The following is a 16149-nucleotide window of genomic DNA, read 5'->3' as shown; positions in this document are numbered from 1 at the left end:
GTGCCAACCAAGGTTGGCACCTACCAGAGCGGTCATGCGTGCCAACCCAGGTCGGCACCCACCATATATCTACCGCAGCAGTGGCAGCAGCAGGGCGTGTGCGTCCAGCAGCGAGGTCACGATGCGGTGCCCTAGCGCTCGCTGCGCTTCGTCCGGATCAACAAGGTCCGGTACCTGGATCACGGTCATGCCGGCTGCCAGTGCGGCGCGCGTGCCTGCCGGTGAATCTTCCAGCGCCAGGCAGCGCTGCGGGTCCTGCCCGAGCCTGCGGGCGGCCAGCAGATAGATATCCGGCGCCGGCTTCGGCCGCTCCACGTCGTTGCCCGCTACCACGGCATCGAAATACGGCAGCAGCCCGGCCGCGGCCAGCTTGCGGTTGGCCCGCGGCTGCCGGGTCGACGTAGCCACCGCACACGGCACGGCGTGCGCCTTCAGCAGCTCCAGCAACTCCATGATGCCCAGCCGCAGCGGCAGTCCATGCTGGGTGCGCGCGTCGTACAGCGCGTGGCAGGTGTCCACCAGCGTTTCGATCGTGCCCTCGCTCAGCCCCTGCTGCTGCAGCAGCGCGCGGCAGTCCCGGTCACCCAGGCCCACCATGCGCAGGAAGAAGCTTTCATCCAGCGGCAGCCCGCTCGCCCGCGCCGCCTCGTTCCAGCACGCCAGCGAGACGCGCTCGCTGTCGATCATCAGGCCGTCCATGTCGAAGATGACGGCGTCGGGCAGGAACGGCAGCGCAGCGATCACGGTCATACGGCGAACAGCGTGTCCAGGTCGGCGGCATCGAGCATGCGCCACTGGCCTTCGTCCAGGCCCTGCAGGTCCATGCCACCCACCCGGCTGCGGTGCAGTGACTGCACATGGTTGCCGGTGGCGGCAAACATGCGGCGTACCTGGTGGTAGCGGCCTTCGTGCAGCACCAGCCGCACCTGGCGCGGGCCCAGCACCTCCAGCTCGGCCGGCAGCAGCGGGGTCTTCTCCGATTCCAGCATCAGCGTACCGCTGGCGAACAGCGCCACTTCATCGCCACGCAGGTCTTCGCTCAGCGCCACGTCGTAGACCTTGGGCAGCTTCGACTTGGGCGAGATGATCCGGTGCAGCAGGCCGCCATCGTCGGTCAGCAGCAGCAGGCCGCTGGTTTCGCGGTCCAGGCGGCCGACGGTGGACAGCACCGGGTCGCGGTCGCGGAAACGCGGCGGCAGCAGATCGTAGATCAGGCGGCCGGTGTCCTTGGTCGAACAGGTGTAGCCGGCCGGCTTGTGCAGGGCCAGGGTCAGGCCCGGCGGCGGGTCCAGCGGCTCGCCATCAACCCGCACCGCCTCGTGCGGCACCTGGTCATCGGCGTACAGCACCTCGCCGTCGGCATCGGTGATGCGCCCTTCGCGGAACATCCACTGCACCTGCTTGCGGCTGCCGTAGCCCAGGTTGGCGATGTGCTTGACCAGTTTCATCGGCCCTTCCCCTTCACTGCTTCCACCAGCTTGAAGCCATCGCGCTCGGCCACCACGCGCACCGCGCCGAAGCTGTCGTTCAAGGTGTGCTCGTACGGCAGGTGGCGGTTGGCCACCACGTACAGGCGGCCACCGGGGCGCAGTGCCTGCGCGGCCACGGCAATGAAGCGCTGGCCGATGTCCGGGCGGTCGGCGCGCGAGGGCGTGTGGAACGGCGGGTTGCTGATGATGACGTCGTAGCCCGGCTCGATGCCGGCGGTCACGTCGCGCCACAGGAAACGCAGCGGCAGCGCGCGCGGCGGCGGTGCAAGGTTCAGCTCGGCCAGGGCCAGCGCACGCTGCTCGGCTTCGTACAGGTCCAGCGCGGTGATTTTCGGGCAGCGCTCCAGCAGTTCGCGCGACAGGTAGCCATAGCCGGCGCCCAGATCGGCGGCACGGCCGGCCAGGTCGGCCGGCAGGTGCTCGGCCAGCAGGGCAGAGGCCGGGTCGATGCGGTCCCAGGCGAACACGCCCGGGCGGCTGAGGAAGCGACCGCCCATGATCGGCCGCACCGCATCCAGTGCGGCCCAGCGCTTGGCCAGGTCGGCATCGTGCTGGCCCTGCAGTGGCGCGGTCCAGTACACCCGGCAATGGTTCTTGGTCAGGCAGCCGCCCAGGCCGGTCAGCTGCTTCAGATCGCCTTCGCCGGAGCGCGCGCCTTCATTGTTGGACTGGCAGGCCACGATGCGGCCGCCGTCGGCCACCAGGGCCAGGGCGCGGGCGAACAGCGCGCGGGCTTCTTCGCGCTGGCGCGGCGGCAGCACCAGCACCAGCGGGTAGCGGCCCTTGCCGGCGGCGTCATCCAGCTGGCCGCTGACGGTCCAGCCGCTGGCCTGCAGCGGCTGGGCGAACGGGGCAAAGCTCTGTTCGAAGTGGACCTCGCGGGTGCCGGCCGCTTCGCGCAGCGGCCAGCCATCGCGGGCGCGCAGGAAGGCCACCGGACCCTCCGGCCAGCGCAGGGCGCCGCTGGAAAACGGCAGGAACAGGGTCTGCAGGGGGGCGTCGTCGCTGGCGGCCATCGGCGCGGGTACTGGAAGCGTGAGGGCCGTCCATTGTACCGGCTCGCCCCGCCCCGCCCCGGGCGCGCTTTGCGAAAGTTCAACGGGGCGTTGATGCGCCGCCAACATTGAAGGGTTCAGGGTAAGAGCTCCCCCCGCAACCTATTGGAGCTCCTGCATGCGCGCCTTGTTCGTCGGTGGTGTGGTCGACAACAGTGAAATGGACCTGGAGGGCAGCCATCCGCCCGTGCATTACCCCGAGGACACCGGCGGCGGGCATTCGCGCTACCGCCTGCACCAGATCGGCCATGGCGCCGACGGTGCCGTGGCCTATGCGGTGTATGGGGCCCCGGACCTGGCCGATGACGAAGTCGCCCGCGTGGCCGAAGAACGCGCCTATGCGCGGCGCTTCGAGGCGACGCCTACCGTGTTTGAACATTAGGCAGACCAGCCACGCATGGCGTGGCTCTACTGGGTAGAGCCACCCCGTGGGTGGCTGTGCTCATGGCCTTGGCGGCAACCTGCGCACGCTGGCGATCTCGTCCAGCCACACATAGTGCTGCTGTACGGGCGCATCGTAGTCGTCCAGGCGCAGCTGGCCATTGGTGCCCTCATCACCGGCGTCATTACGGAACTGCTGCACCGTTGGCCTGACTGCCACGGTGCCCAGCAGGCGACGACCATCCTGCAGGGTCAGTTCCACCTGCGTTTCGCCTTCCAGCTGTGGCAGCAGGGATTCCAGGCGCGCGATCTGCGCCGGGTCGGTGTGGATACGGGGAGCGATACGGGACATTCGGCGACCTCCTGCATGCAGGGTCGCCGATCGGCCGTGAATGCTCAGTGCAATGCGTCGCCGTTGCGCGCCGCCTGCACGTGGCGCACCGCCGCCACCAGCTGGGCCACCGAATACGGCTTGGCCACATGCTCCTGGAAGCCCGATGCCAGCGCCCGACGGCGATCATCGGCGCGCGCCAGCGCGGTTACCGCCACGGCCGGCAAGGTGGTGGCATCCACGCCCATGTCATCGCGCAGCGTGCGCACCAGCCCATAGCCATCCATGCCCGGCATGCCGATGTCGGTCAGCAGCACGTTGTAGTGCAGATGGCCGTTGTCGGCCAGCAGGGCCAGCGCTTCCACGGCCGAGGTGGCCGCTGATACCGATGCGCCCTGCTCTTCCAGCATGCGCCGCAGGTATTCCAGCACTTCCGGCTGGTCTTCCACCGCCAGCACGTGCAGGCCACGCAGCGGGTACGGCTCCACCACCATCGGTTCGACGATGGGACCGCTGATCACTTCGCGCAGCGGCCGCTTGTCCGCGTCGGGGTAATGCTGCGGCAGGCGCACGGTGAAGGTGGCACCGTGGCCATGGCCTTCGCTGGCCGCACTGACCGTACCGCCATGCAGTTCCACCAGCTGCTGCACGATGGCCAGGCCCAGCCCCAGGCCGCCATGGCGGCGGGTGGTGGTGCCATCGGCCTGGCGGAACCGGCTGAACAGATGGTTGAGGAATTCAGGGGCAATGCCGTCGCCGGTATCGCGCAGGGTCACCACCCAGTACGCGCCGTCGGCCTGCAGCTGCACGTCGATGCGGCCCTCGGCCGGGGTGAACTTGATGGCGTTGGACAACAGGTTCCAGAACACCTGCTGCAGGCGCGTGGCATCGCCCAGCACCAGGCAGCGTTCCTCGGGCATCTGCAGGGTGACGTCCAGCGCCTTGCCTTCGGCCACCAGTTCCTGCGCACCCATGGCTTCGACCAGCTGCCCGCGCAGGTCCAGCGATTCCACTTCCAGCTGCACCTTGCCCAGCAGCATGCTGCTCAGGTCCAGCATGTCCGAGATCAGCCGCTTCTGTGCCGTGGCACTGCTGGCGATCACGTTCAGGCCCTTGAACAGCGGGCTGGTGTTGTCCACGCGCTGCAGCAGCAGTTCGCTCCAGCCCAGGATGGTGGTCAGCGGCGTACGCAGTTCATGCGACAGCGTGGCCAGGAACTCGTCCTTCAACCGCGCCATGTTTTCGGCCGCGCTGCGTGCTGCGCGTTCGGACTGCAGCAGTTCTTCGCGGGCCAGCTCGATCTCGCGGCGGTCGGTCACGTCCGGGCTGCTGCCGGCCAGGCCAATGAAGCGGCCCATGCGCGAGAAGCGCGGGCGGGCATTCATTTCCAGCCAGCGCCACTGGCCGTCGGCACGGCGTGCGCGCACCAGCGCATGCATCGAGCGCTGCGCCTTCAGCGCTTCCTGCAGCTCGTACTCGAACACCGAAGCGTCGTCCGGGTGCACCAGGCCGCGCCAGACATCTTCCGGTACGCGGGTTTCGTCGCCACCGAAGAATTCACTGAAGGCACTGTTGACGAAGCGTGCGTGGCCTTTGTCGTCCAGCACCCAGACCGGCATGGGCAGGCCGTCGGCCAGCGCGCTGAAGCGGGCCTCGCTTTCGCCCAGCTCCACTTCAATCTGTTTGCGAGCGGTCACATCGAAGAACAGGATGCCGACCATGTCTTCGCCGGCCTGGCCCACGCGCACCGCGTCGACCGAGAACGAGCGCCCCAGCGCGCGTGCTTCCATTTCAAACTGCGCCGGCCGGCCACTGCGTGCCACATCGCCATAGATGCGGAACCAGTCGCCCTCGTGGTTCGGCTCCAGCTCGGTCATGCGCTTGCCGCGCACGTCCTTCAGGCCGGTGTGGCGCTCGAACGCGTCGTTGACCTCCACGAAGCGGTAATCAACGGCACGGCTGCCCTCGAAGATCACGTGAATCACGCAGAAACCGGCATTGATGCGCTCGAGCACGCCTCGGTGCAGATCGGTTTCCGGCGTGGGGGCCAGCGGGGCTGGGCGCTCGGCGAGGGGCGGCAGTGTGGACAAAGGGGGTCGAGGCAAGCCGGTATGGACGCACAGCATCTTCCAAAGGACGTATTCACAGCGTCAAGCGCCGTCGGTCATGCTTGACGAGCATGAATTCGCGGCAACCACGGCCATTTGTGACGCATTTGGCCATTGCTGCGCCTCCGGGGCAGGCTCACACTCGCCCCTGAAACCCCGACCGTCGGCCATCCCGGCCGCAGGAGTCCTGCCATGAACCGTTCGCGTTTCACTACCGCCACGTTGCTGCTGGCCTGTGCCCTGGCCGCCGGCAGCGCCACCGCTGCGCCACGCACGGTCACCGCGCCCGATGCGCCCCGTGCACTGCAGGCCGACGGCCCGGTCAGCGTGAAGTGGACCGATCCGGCGCAGTTCACCGAGCTGCGCCAGACCACCAACCGCTTTGAAGCCGAGCGGGGTGACTGGGTGCAGCAGATCGCCCGCTACATCCAGACCACGGCGGCCAAGCCGCTGCAGCCCGGGCAGACGCTGGATGTGACCGTGACCGACATCAAGCGTGCAGGCGACTATGAACCGTGGCACGGCCCGCGCGGCAGCGATATCCGGGTCATGCGTGACATCTACCCGCCGCGCATCAGCCTGCAGTACACGCTGAAGGATGCCAGCGGCCGCATCGTCAACGAGGGCGAGGCGAAGCTGAGTGACAGCGGCTATCTGCACAACATCGGCGTGCGCAGCGATACCGATCCGCTGCGCTACGAAAAGCGCCTGATCGATGACTGGGTGAAAAAGCAGCTGGCCCCGCAGGTCACCGCCGCGCGGTAAGCCCGCACAGCGCGCGCCTACCGGTGCAACACGCACCGGTAGGTGTCGACCTTGGTCGACACGCAGGGCGCAACGGGCGTCCCTTAATCCTGGTACACCCGCGCCACGCGCTTCACCGCGCACGGCAACTGGTAGGCACTCACGCCGCAGCGCGGGGCCAGTTCGGCCAGGGTGGGTGCGCTGCCCCACAGTTCAACCACGCTGCCCACAGCGGCCTGCGGGTGGGCGGTCAGGTCCACCGTCAGCATGTCCATCGACACACGGCCGATCAGGCCACCGGGCTGGCCGTCGATCAGCACCGGCGTGCCATTCGGGGCGAACTGCGGATAGCCGTCGGCATAGCCCAGCGCCACCACGCCCACGCGGGTGCGCACCTTGGCCACGAAGCGGGCGCCATAGCCCACCGGCTCGCCCGGTTCGATCCAGCGCTCGGCAATCACCTGCGACTGCATGGTCATCACCGGGCGCAGGCGCGCGGTCAGCGCGCTGTCGTCCGGCAGCGGGTTGGCCCCGTACAGCATCAGGCCCGGGCGCACCCAGTCACTGCGCACATCGGGCCAGCCCAGCAGCGCCGGCGAATTGCACACGCTGGTCTCGCCGGACAGGCCGTCGATGGCCGCCTTGAACGTTGCGGCCTGCTCATGCGTGCGCTCGCTGTCCAGCTCATCGGCGCGCGCCAGGTGGGTCATCATCACGATGCGCTCAACCTGCGGCAGCGCCGACAGGCGCGCGTGCGCGGCACGGAAGCCGGCCACGTCCAGGCCCAGCCGGTGCATGCCACTGTCCAGCTTCAGCCAGACCGTCAGCGGGCGCGGGCTGTTAAAGGCGGCCAGCGCCTCCACCTGCCACGGCGAACCCACCGAGAACCACAGGTCATGTTCGGCCACCAGCGGCAGTTCGCTGGCTTCGAAGATGCCTTCCAGCAGCAGGATCGGCGCGCGGATACCGGCCTGGCGCAGCTCCAGTGCTTCTTCGATGGTGGCCACCGCAAAGCCGTCGGCCTCGCCTTCCAGCGCCTGCGCGCAGCGCACCGCGCCGTGCCCGTAGGCATCGGCCTTGACCACCGCCAGCGCCTTGCCGCCGCCCAGTTCACGGGCCAGGCGGTAGTTGCTGCGCAGCGCGCCCAGATCGATCAGCGCGCGGGCAGGACGCATGCGCGGCTCTCCTGCTGAGGGGCGTGGCCGTACTGGCCGTAACGGAAGATATCCAGGCCCTCGGTGCTGATCTGCGGCTGGCGCGCGCTCATCAGGTCGGCCAGGTAGCGGCCCGAACCACAAGCCATGGTCCAGCCCAGGGTGCCGTGGCCGGTGTTCAGGTACAGGTTGCGCAGCGGGGTGGCGCCGATCACCGGCGTGCCATCCGGGGTAGCCGGGCGCAGGCCGGTCCAGAACTGCGCCTTGGCCAGGTCGCCGCCCTTCGGGTACAGGTCGCGCACCACCAGTTCCAGGGTTTCGCGGCGGCGCTGCGACAGCGACAGGTCAAACCCGGCCACTTCGGCCATGCCGCCCACGCGGATGCGGTTGTCGAAACGGGTGACGGCCACCTTGTAGCTCTCGTCCAGGATGGTCGAGGTCGGCGCCATCGCCGGGTCGGTGATCGGCAGGGTCAGCGAATAGCCCTTCAGCGGGTACACCGGCAGACGCATGCCCAGCGGCGCCACCATGGCCGGCGAATAGCTGCCCAGCGCCACCACCACCCGGTCGGCGGTTTCCACGCGGTTGCCGATGCGCACGCCGGTTACCCGGTCGCCTTCGACCTGCAGGCCGGTGATGTCCTGGTCGTAACGGAATTCCACGCCGGCGTCGGCCGCCAGCTGGGCCAGGCGACGGGTGAACAGCTGGCAGTCACCGGTCTGGTCGCGCGGCAGGCGCAACGCACCCACCAGACCATCCACGTGGGCCAGCGCAGGCTCGGCCTGGATGATGCCGGCGCGGTCCAGCACTTCGTAGGGCACGCCGTACTGGGCCAGGATCTCGATGTCCTGCGCCGAGGCGTCCAGCTGCTGCTGGGTGCGGAACAACTGGGTGGTGCCCAGGTCGCGGCCTTCGAATTCGATGCCGATCTGCGCGCGCAGCTCGTTCAGGCAGTCGCGGCTGTATTCGGACATGCGCACCATGCGCGCCTTGTTGATGGCATAGCGTTCCTGGGTGCAGTTGCGCAGCATCTGCCACAGCCAGCGGTACTGGGCCAGGTCCATGCCAGGCTTGATGGCCAGCGGCGCATGCTTTTCGAACAGCCAGCCGATGGCCTTCTTCGGCACGCCCGGTGCGGCCCACGGCGAGGTGTAGCCGAACGAGAGCTGGCCGGCGTTGGCAAAACTGGTTTCCAGCGCGGGGCCCGGCTGGCGGTCGATGACCGTGACTTCAAAGCCGGCCTGCCGCAGGTACCAGGCACTGGTGGTGCCGATCACGCCGCTGCCAAGAACGAGGACTCGCATGGGGACTCTCCAACCCGATCATTCCCTGCGTTTGAGCACGCCGGGACCACAATTGGGGAAGTATAGGCGCGCAATCCTAGAGCATTTGCCTGTTTTTAGGACTACAGTCAGGCAGTTTCCCTGCGATTCATTCCCCGAGGTTGACGGCCATGGCCACCCGCTCCCGCGAACTGGACAAGATCGACCGCAAGATCCTGCGCATCCTGCAGGCCGAAGGCCGCATTTCCTTCACCGAACTGGGTGAACGGGTGGGCCTGTCCACCACGCCCTGCACCGAGCGCGTGCGCCGGCTGGAACGCGAGGGTGTGATCACCGGGTACCACGCCCACCTGGACCCGACCGCGCTGAAAGCCAGCCTGCTGGTGTTCGTGGAAATCAGCCTGGCCTACAAATCGGGCGACATCTTCGAAGAATTCCGCCGCGCCGCGCTGAAGCTGCCCAACGTGCTGGAATGCCATCTGGTATCGGGCGATTTCGACTACCTGCTGAAGGCGCGCATCAGCGAAATGGCCAGCTACCGCAAGCTGCTGGGCAGCACCCTGCTGACCCTGCCGCATGTGCGCGAGTCCAAGAGCTACATCGTGATGGAAGAAGTGAAAGAGACCTGGGCGCTGCCGATTGCCGATTGAGCGGTGCCGGGTGTGGGGTCAGAGCCCGCTGCGCGGGATCCGACCCCTGGCGAGAATGTGGGGTCAGATCCCGCATGGCGGGCTCTGACCCCTGATCGTTCACCGCTGCTGCGGGTGCTTCATGCCGCCCTGCTGGCGGTGGTCCTGCTGCTTGCCGCCCTTGTGCGCCTGCTGCGGGTCCATCTGCTGCTGTTGCTGCTGCGGGTTACGGCCCTGCGGTTCCTTGCCGGACGGACGGTTCTGCTGGTTCTTCATGATCGCGATCCATAGGACGAAGGACATGCGCCGACACCATGCCGGCGCAGCGCCACGGTGATCCCGCAGCGGTTAATCGCAGGCGAAAAAACGGTGATCGGCACGCACGCGTTTTGCTGGGTTCAGGCCGCTACCCCGGCACGCCCTGTCACGGCTTGATCTGCTGCCCGGCGCCCTGCGGCACGCTGTCGTAGTAACGCCCGGTGCGCGAATCGAACACGCGGTTTGGCCCCACCGGCTTCACCCCCGGCACGATGCGGCCGTTGCGGTCGTAGACCTTGTCCGGCAGTGCCGGCGCAGGGGTGGCGGTGATCGGCGCCGGGCCGGTGGCCTTGATCGGCTGGCGGGGCTGCGGTGAAGGCAGCGGTTGCGGCTGCGGGCGTGCCGGCTGCACCGGCGGTGCCACCGGCGGCGGCGCCACCGTGGTGCTGCTGCGGGTTCCGGTCGGGTTGCCGGTGGGCACCTGTGCCTGTGCCACCAGAGGCAGCAGCGCCGACAACAGCAGGACAAGGGGGCGGTTCATGGCACGCTCCAGCGTGGATTGCCCCCACCATGCACCCGGCCCCGTGTGCCGCCCATGAATGGCCATCACACTTGCAACGCCGCCCCGCCATCCCCACTTCAGCCAGCATCCCACCGCCCCGGAGAGCCGCATGAGCGCGTTCGACCTCACGCCCCCCACCGCCGCCCAGACCGATGCGCTGGTTGCCGGCCTGAGCGCCGAAGAGCGCCGCGTGCTGCTGCAGCACGGTACCGAGGCGCCGTTCTGCGGCGTGTTCCTGGACAACAAGCGCGACGGCGTCTATTGCTGCCGCCTGTGCGCGCTGCCGCTGTTCCGTTCCAGCACCAAGTTCGATTCGGGCACCGGCTGGCCCAGCTTCTTCGCGCCCTACGACCCGGCCCATGTGCGCGAAATCCGCGACACCAGCCACGGCATGGTGCGTACCGAGATCACCTGCGCCCGCTGTGGCAGCCACCTGGGCCACGTCTTCCCGGACGGCCCGCCGCCCACCTTCGAGCGCCACTGCCTGAATTCGGTCTCACTTTCTTTCACCGGCCAGGGCGAGCCATGGCCCAATCCGCTGCAGCGCGGCGGCGCCGAGACCGGCACGGCGGACTGAACACCCCCGCCGACCGACTTCACACAATCCGCTCTTCAGAAATCCCGGTGCCGCGCCGACAAGGAGATATCCCCCCTCCTTGCGTCACGCCATGCTCATCATCGTTGGATTCCTGGTCGTCATCATCAGCGTGCTCGGCGGCTACCTCGGCGCCCACGGCCGCCTGGGTGCCCTCTGGCAGCCCTACGAACTGGTCATCATCGGCGGCGCTGCCCTGGGCGCCTTCCTGGTCGGCACGCCGGCCAAGACGGTCAAGCAGACCCTGCAGGCCATGGTCGGCGTGTTCAAGGGCCCGCGCTACAAGCAGCAGGACTACATCGATGTCCTCAGCCTGCTCTATGAACTGCTGAACAAGGCCCGCCGCGAAGGCTTCATGGCGCTGGAAGACCACGTCGAACGCCCCGCCGAAAGCGCCCTGTTCGCCAACTACCCCAAGGTGCAGGCCGACCACCATCTGGTCGATTTCATCACCGACTGCCTGCGCCTGATGATCGGCAGCAACATCGAGCCGCACGAGCTGGAACCGCTGCTGGAACTGGAGCTGGAAAAGCACCACGCCGAAGCCATGGCGCCGTCGCAGGTGCTGACCAAGGTGGCCGACGGCCTGCCCGGCTTCGGCATCGTGGCGGCCGTGCTGGGCATCGTCATCACCATGGGCTCGATCGGTGGCGACATCGTTGAAGTGGGCGGCCACGTGGCCGGCGCGCTGGTCGGCACCTTCCTGGGCATCCTGCTGGGCTATGGCTTCGTCGGCCCGATGGCCTCGGCCATGGAAGCCCGCGCCGAACAGGACAGCCGCATCTACGAATCGGTGAAGACCGCGCTGCTGGCCTGCCTGCGTGGCTACAACCCGAAGATCGCGCTGGAATTCGCCCGCAAGACGCTGCCGTCGAACGTGCGCCCGGCGTTCTCCGATTTCGAGCAGCACCTGAAGACGGTCAAGTAAGCCATGGCCGAGACCAAGCCCACCGTCATCGTCCGCAAGGTCAAGAAGGCCGGCCACGGCGGCCACCATGGCGGCTCGTGGAAGGTGGCCTACGCGGACTTCGTGACCGCGATGATGGCCTTCTTCCTGGTGCTGTGGCTGATGGCCAGCACCAGCAAGCCCGAACGCGCGGCCATTTCCGAATACTTCCGCAACCCCAGCCCGCTGGCCGGGCAGAGCCCCACGCCGGCACCGGGCATGGCCGGCCCGGGCGGCGCCAGTACCTCGATGATCAAGCTGGGCGGCGCCACCGATCTGTCCCGCGGCAACAGCAACGATCCCTTCCAGAACCAGAAGCAGGCCCTGCAGCAGCCGGTGGACCAGCAGCAGCGCGACAAGCAGCAGCTGGAAGCGCTGATGAAGGAGCTGCAGGAAGCGATCAGCCGCAGCCAGGCGCTGGAACCGTTCAAGGACCAGCTGCTGCTGGACCTGACCCCGGAAGGCCTGCGCATCCAGATCGTGGACAAGCAGAACCGGCCGATGTTCGACCTGGGCAGCGCGTCGCTGAAGCCGTACACGCAGCAGATCCTGCACGAGCTGGCCGAGTACCTGAACCACGTGCCGAACCGGATCAGCCTGACCGGCCACACCGATATCACCGCCTATTCGGCCGCGCGCGGCTATGGCAACTGGGAACTGAGCGCGGACCGCGCCAACGCCGCACGTCGTGCGCTGGTCGATGGTGGCCTGGAAGACAGCAAGATCACCCGCGTGGTGGGCCTGTCCTCGTCGGTGCTGTTCGACAAGGTGGACCCGCAGAACCCGATCAACCGCCGCATCAGCATCGTGGTGATGACCCACGCCGCCGAAGAGGCCGCGCTGGCCGGTGCCGGCCCGCAGGTGGGGCTGTCGGCCACCACGGTCGACCCGGACGTGCAGGCTGCACAGGGCGAGGCCAGCCCTCCGGCCGTGACGCCCTGACCGGAGGTTGGGACGGGGAATCGAGGGGTAGAGTCGACTGTCAGTCGACTGCTTCAGGGCTGGCATCCACCATCCCGCGCTTCGCGCGCCAGTCGACTGACAGTCGACTCTACCGCCCCCCGGCCCGGAACGCGTGCGGACCAAGGTCCGCACCTACCAAGGGCAGTACAATGGCGGTCTTTCCTTTTCCAGGTGACCCCACCCATGTCCCAGAACTCCAAGGCCAAGCGCGACAAGCGCAAGAAGCAGCAGGCCAAGCGTCCGTTCCTGCGCCTGAACGCCCAGCAGCAGGTGCAGAACCATGCCGTGCTGACCAACGAAGACGGCCAGCCGGTCGCCGCCATCGGCCTGCAGGGCCGCGAGTGGCTGCTGGCCATCGGCGGCCAGACCATGGGCAACGCGGACAACCCGGTGCCGATGCTGGCCATGCTCAAGCACCTGTCCAACGTGCAGGAAAAGGAAGGCCGCAAGGTCAACCTGGAATATTCCGAGCTGCTGCAGAAGCTGCTGGACACCCTGGCCGCTGAAGCCGGCCAGACCGCCGATGAGTACCTGGACAAGCTGGTGTCCGAGTTCGAAGGCGTGGAAGCCGAAGAAGGCGCAGATGCCAGCGCTGAACCGGTGGTGGCCGAAGAAGTCGCTGCCGACGCCGAGGCCCCGGTGGCCGCTGACGCCGACACCGACGGCAAGCCGCAGGCCTGAGCCGGCCGCGGCGGTGGCGGTCTACGTCGATGACGCGGTGCATGCCTGGCGCGGACAGCGCTGGGCGCACCTGATGGCCGACACCCTGGCCGAGCTGCACGCCATGGCGGCGCAGCTCGGCATTCCACCGCGGGCCTTCCAGAACAAGGCCAGCGGCGCGCACTACGACGTCAACGCCGAACTGCGCGCGCAGGCGATCGCCCTCGGCGCCCGCGCCATTTCCCGGCACAGCGACCGCGCCCTGGTGAAAGCGGTGATCGCCAACGCCCGCGCGCAATACCGGTAGAGTCGACCGTTGGTCGACTGCTCTCCGCCCCGGTCCCGATCTACCCCGCCGGGGCGGGCCGATCGATCAGAACGGGTCGCTGCCCAGCCGCACTTCCACGTTCAGCAACGAACACAGCGCCAGCAGGGCATCGTCGTCGCGGGTCAGCGCCATCCAGCCGGTGAAGCCGCCGCTGCCGGCATCCACGCTCCACAGCGTGTAGTTGTGCTCGCGCAGGCGGTCGAAAGCGGTGGACATCAGCTGCACCCCGTCCAGGTCTTCGGCGAAATCCTCGTCGTCCAGGTCGCCGCCCCAGTCCAGCTGCAGGTTGAAGCGCGCCGACAGCTCGTTCACCGCCGACTGCAGCGATTCCAGATCATCGCGCTCCACCTCGAACCCGGACTGCCAGGCAATGGCGGTGAACAGCGCAGGCAGCCAGTCCGCGTCGGCCTCCAGCGGCTCGCCGGCCTCGGCCAGCATCTCGCGCCAGCGGTTGAACTGCTGCAGGGCCAGCTCGTCATCGCCGGGGTTGATCAGTACCAGCAGGTTCCAGATGCGGGCCTCGAAGTCGTCCTCGTCGAAATCGTGGGCGTCTTCCTCGAAGTCGAAATAGTCGCTGTTGTCGGGCATGGCGGGCATTCCTGTGGGGCAGGCCGGCATTCTACGGTTTATCCTGTGCCGCTGAAGCCGGCCGTGGTGGCCGTCACTGTGAATGATGCGATGAGCGATACCCCTCCCGACCACCTGGCCATCAACCCGGCCAGCCCCTTCCACGATGCGCAGGCGCTGGAGCGCGGCGTGGGCGTGCGCTTCAACGATGTCGAACGTGACAACGTCGAGGAATACTCGGTCAGCGAAGGCTGGATCCGCGTGCAGGCCGGCAAGGCGCGCGACCGCCGCGGCAACCCGATGACCATCAAGGTCAAGGGCAAGGTCGAGGTGTACTTCCTGGAACAGAAGCCGGAATAACCGCCTTCTTGTAGAGTCGAGCCATGCTCGACTGCTCTCCTGCCGGCAAGAGCAGTCGAGCATGGCTCGACTCTACAACTCAGGGTCAGCCGCGCTGGCGCGATTCCAGCAGGTCCAGGTTGCGGATCAGGCGCCGCGAGATCTCATCGGAAATCACCCCGCGCCGGGTCAACCGGAACAGCTCCTCGCGTTCGGCATTCAGCCCCGCGCTGCGCAGCTGGCGGTAGCCCTGCTCCATCCGCTTGACCTTGTCCGGGTCCACGTCGGGGCCTTCGTTGTCCTTTTCCAGGTGCCGCTGGTACAGCAGGCTGACCCGCGATGCAGCGTCATTGAACAGCTGCACGTTGTCGGTGTTCTGGTTCATCACCAACTGCTGGCGCATGCGCTCCACCCCGGCCAGCGCGGCCTTGGAAGACAGCTTGCGGGCCAGGTCCTCTTCCTTGCGCTCGCCCGAATCGGCCGGCAGCTGCAGGCCCTTCAGCAGCTGCGGCAGGGCCACGCTGGCGCCCACAAGCGAGAACAGGATGACCGCTGCGGCCAGGAAGATGACCAGGTCACGCGCGGGGAACGGGCTGCCATCGGGCAGGAACAGCGGCAGGGTCAGCACGCCGGCCAGGGTGATGGCACCGCGCACGCCGGCCACCGAGGTGGCCACCACGATGCGCCAGTTCGGTGCCTCGCCATGCTGCAGGCCACGGCGGCGCGCGCGCAGCAGGTTCCAGCGCAGCGACAGCCACACCCACAGCAGGCGCAGCGCGATCAACATCGCGTTGATCACCACCACGTACACCAGCAGCCACCAGGCGCTCTGGTGGCCGGTCTCGTTCATGGTGGTGGTCGCGCGCTCGACGATGCCCGGCAACTGCTCGCCCAGCAGCACGAACATGATGCCGTTGAAGCTGAACTGCAGCATGTTCCAGACCCCGGCGCGCTGCACGCGCATGCTGCCGGACACGCGGCCGGTCAGCTCCACGTAGCTCATCGCAATACCGGCGGCCACGGCCGCGAGGATGCCCGAGGCATGGATTTCTTCGGCCAGCAGATAGGCCGCGAACGGAATCAGCAGGTTCACCAGCATGGCCGCACCGGGCTCTTCACCGAAGCGGCGCCACAGCCAGCGCTGGAAGGTGGACACGCCCAGGGTGACCGCCACGCCCACCGCCAGGCCGGCAACGGCCACCCACAGGAAGGTGAGCGAGGCGGTGGCCAGCGAGAACGATCCGGTCATCACCGCGGCCACGGCGAAGCGGAAGCAGACCAGGCCGGAGGCATCGTTCAACAGCGATTCGCCTTCCAGGATGTGCATCAGCCGCTTGGGAATGGGCGCCTTCGAAGCGATCGCGCCCACCGCCACCGGATCGGTGGGCGAGACGATGGCCGCCAGCGCGAAGCACACCGCCAGCGGCATCACCGGAATCATCCAGTGGATCAGCAGGCCGGCGCCGATGACGGTGAACACCACCAGGCCGAAGGCCAGTTCCAGGATCGCACCCTTGTCGCGGAACAGGCCTTGTTTGGGAATGCGCCAGCCATCGAGGAACAGCAGCGGCGGCAGGAACAGCAGGAAGAACACTTCCGGTTCCAGCGCATGGCCGCGGTTGAATACTCCGGCGATGACCGCGCCCAGGCCGATCTGCACCAGCGGCAGCGGCAGTGAAAAGGGCAGGACGCGAACCAGGTAACCGCTGGCGACAACGGCCACCAGCATCGCCAGGACGACTTCGATGGTGTGCAT

Annotated in this window: 20 protein-coding genes; 9 read left to right on the top strand and 11 right to left on the bottom strand. The window is 67.7% G+C overall.

The features are described 5' to 3' along the window. Window positions 1-69: 69 nt before the first annotated feature. Genes C1933_RS02535 through C1933_RS02525 form a run of 3 tightly spaced genes read right to left on the bottom strand, consistent with a single transcriptional unit; the run spans window position 70 to window position 2506 of the window. Window positions 70-750, bottom strand: a complete 681-nt coding sequence (locus C1933_RS02535; RefSeq protein WP_108752060.1) for an HAD family phosphatase — start codon at window positions 748-750, stop codon at window positions 70-72. Then, window positions 747-1448: a pseudouridine synthase gene (locus C1933_RS02530; RefSeq protein ID WP_108752059.1), complete on the bottom strand. Its 702-nt coding sequence runs from the start codon at window positions 1446-1448 to the stop codon at window positions 747-749. Before C1933_RS02530 ends, C1933_RS02535 begins: the two co-directional genes overlap by 4 nt. Beyond that, a complete protein-coding gene (locus C1933_RS02525; RefSeq protein WP_108752058.1) occupies window positions 1445-2506 on the bottom strand; it encodes a class I SAM-dependent methyltransferase in 1062 nt (353 codons plus the stop codon). The genes C1933_RS02530 and C1933_RS02525 overlap by 4 nt, the downstream gene beginning before the upstream one ends. A gap of 157 nt (window positions 2507-2663) precedes the next feature. On the opposite strand from C1933_RS02525, the gene C1933_RS02520 reads away from it, so the two are divergent. Beyond that, a complete protein-coding gene (locus C1933_RS02520) occupies window positions 2664-2927 on the top strand; it encodes a hypothetical protein (RefSeq protein WP_108748382.1) in 264 nt (87 codons plus the stop codon). A gap of 60 nt (window positions 2928-2987) precedes the next feature. Here C1933_RS02520 and C1933_RS02515 read toward each other — a convergent pair whose 3' ends face one another. Both C1933_RS02515 and C1933_RS02510 read right to left on the bottom strand, forming a co-directional pair. After that, a complete protein-coding gene (locus C1933_RS02515; protein WP_108752057.1) occupies window positions 2988-3278 on the bottom strand; it encodes a DUF3247 family protein in 291 nt (96 codons plus the stop codon). 44 nt (window positions 3279-3322) lie between these two features. Continuing rightward, the gene (locus C1933_RS02510; RefSeq protein WP_234414629.1) at window positions 3323-5383 is read right to left on the bottom strand and encodes a PAS domain-containing sensor histidine kinase; all 2061 of its coding nucleotides are present in this window, start codon (window positions 5381-5383) and stop codon (window positions 3323-3325) included. A 174-nt stretch (window positions 5384-5557) separates the two neighbouring features. On the opposite strand from C1933_RS02510, the gene C1933_RS02505 reads away from it, so the two are divergent. Continuing rightward, window positions 5558-6130 (top strand): DUF3016 domain-containing protein, encoded by a 573-nt coding sequence (locus C1933_RS02505; RefSeq protein WP_108752056.1) that lies wholly within the window; start codon window positions 5558-5560, stop codon window positions 6128-6130. Window positions 6131-6213: 83 nt separating this feature from the next. On the opposite strand, the gene alr is transcribed toward C1933_RS02505, so the two are convergent. Then, complete coding sequence (gene alr, locus C1933_RS02500) at window positions 6214-7284, bottom strand: alanine racemase (RefSeq protein WP_108752055.1); 1071 nt, start codon at window positions 7282-7284, stop codon at window positions 6214-6216. Further along, entirely contained in the window at window positions 7263-8567 is a 1305-nt protein-coding gene (locus C1933_RS02495) for a D-amino acid dehydrogenase (protein WP_108752054.1), read from the bottom strand. Before C1933_RS02495 ends, alr begins: the two co-directional genes overlap by 22 nt. Before the next feature lie 149 nt (window positions 8568-8716). Here C1933_RS02495 and C1933_RS02490 point away from each other — a divergent pair, with 149 nt between their 5' ends. After that, entirely contained in the window at window positions 8717-9196 is a 480-nt protein-coding gene (locus C1933_RS02490) for a winged helix-turn-helix transcriptional regulator (RefSeq protein ID WP_108748377.1), read from the top strand. 99 nt (window positions 9197-9295) lie between these two features. Here the strand turns inward: C1933_RS02490 and C1933_RS02485 are convergent, their stop codons facing one another. Both C1933_RS02485 and C1933_RS02480 read right to left on the bottom strand, forming a co-directional pair. Next, window positions 9296-9478, bottom strand: a complete 183-nt coding sequence (locus tag C1933_RS02485; protein ID WP_108752053.1) for a lana protein — start codon at window positions 9476-9478, stop codon at window positions 9296-9298. 121 nt (window positions 9479-9599) lie between these two features. After that, window positions 9600-9974 (bottom strand): classical arabinogalactan protein 4, encoded by a 375-nt coding sequence (locus C1933_RS02480; RefSeq protein WP_108752052.1) that lies wholly within the window; start codon window positions 9972-9974, stop codon window positions 9600-9602. A 130-nt stretch (window positions 9975-10104) separates the two neighbouring features. On the opposite strand from C1933_RS02480, the gene msrB reads away from it, so the two are divergent. The 5 genes from msrB (at window position 10105) to C1933_RS02455 (ending at window position 13466) form a co-directional block, all read left to right on the top strand. Continuing rightward, a complete protein-coding gene (msrB, locus tag C1933_RS02475; protein WP_108748374.1) occupies window positions 10105-10572 on the top strand; it encodes a peptide-methionine (R)-S-oxide reductase MsrB in 468 nt (155 codons plus the stop codon). A 91-nt stretch (window positions 10573-10663) separates the two neighbouring features. After that, window positions 10664-11518, top strand: a complete 855-nt coding sequence (gene motA, locus C1933_RS02470) for a flagellar motor stator protein MotA (RefSeq protein ID WP_108752051.1) — start codon at window positions 10664-10666, stop codon at window positions 11516-11518. Between the two features lie 3 nt (window positions 11519-11521). Then, on the top strand, window positions 11522-12478 hold the full coding sequence (motB, locus tag C1933_RS02465; protein WP_108752050.1) for a flagellar motor protein MotB: 957 nt from the start codon (window positions 11522-11524) through the stop codon (window positions 12476-12478). Between the two features lie 204 nt (window positions 12479-12682). Further along, entirely contained in the window at window positions 12683-13180 is a 498-nt protein-coding gene (locus tag C1933_RS02460; RefSeq protein WP_108752049.1) for a hypothetical protein, read from the top strand. A gap of 13 nt (window positions 13181-13193) precedes the next feature. Then, complete coding sequence (locus C1933_RS02455) at window positions 13194-13466, top strand: DUF4031 domain-containing protein (protein WP_108752048.1); 273 nt, start codon at window positions 13194-13196, stop codon at window positions 13464-13466. A gap of 66 nt (window positions 13467-13532) precedes the next feature. On the opposite strand, the gene C1933_RS02450 is transcribed toward C1933_RS02455, so the two are convergent. Continuing rightward, window positions 13533-14075, bottom strand: a complete 543-nt coding sequence (locus C1933_RS02450) for a hypothetical protein (protein ID WP_108748369.1) — start codon at window positions 14073-14075, stop codon at window positions 13533-13535. A 90-nt stretch (window positions 14076-14165) separates the two neighbouring features. Here C1933_RS02450 and C1933_RS02445 point away from each other — a divergent pair, with 90 nt between their 5' ends. Then, window positions 14166-14414 carry a DUF3297 family protein gene (locus C1933_RS02445; RefSeq protein WP_108751456.1) on the top strand — a complete coding sequence of 83 codons (249 nt, stop codon included), beginning with the start codon at window positions 14166-14168 and terminating at the stop codon, window positions 14412-14414. An 85-nt stretch (window positions 14415-14499) separates the two neighbouring features. Here the strand turns inward: C1933_RS02445 and C1933_RS02440 are convergent, their stop codons facing one another. Further along, entirely contained in the window at window positions 14500-16149 is a 1650-nt protein-coding gene (locus tag C1933_RS02440; RefSeq protein WP_108752047.1) for a Na+/H+ antiporter, read from the bottom strand.

Source organism: Stenotrophomonas sp. ZAC14D2_NAIMI4_6, from assembly GCF_003086875.1.
Taxonomy (GTDB): Bacteria; Pseudomonadota; Gammaproteobacteria; order Xanthomonadales; family Xanthomonadaceae; genus Stenotrophomonas.
Note: the sequence above shows the minus strand (reverse complement) of the source record. Positions and strands in the feature narration are given on the sequence as shown.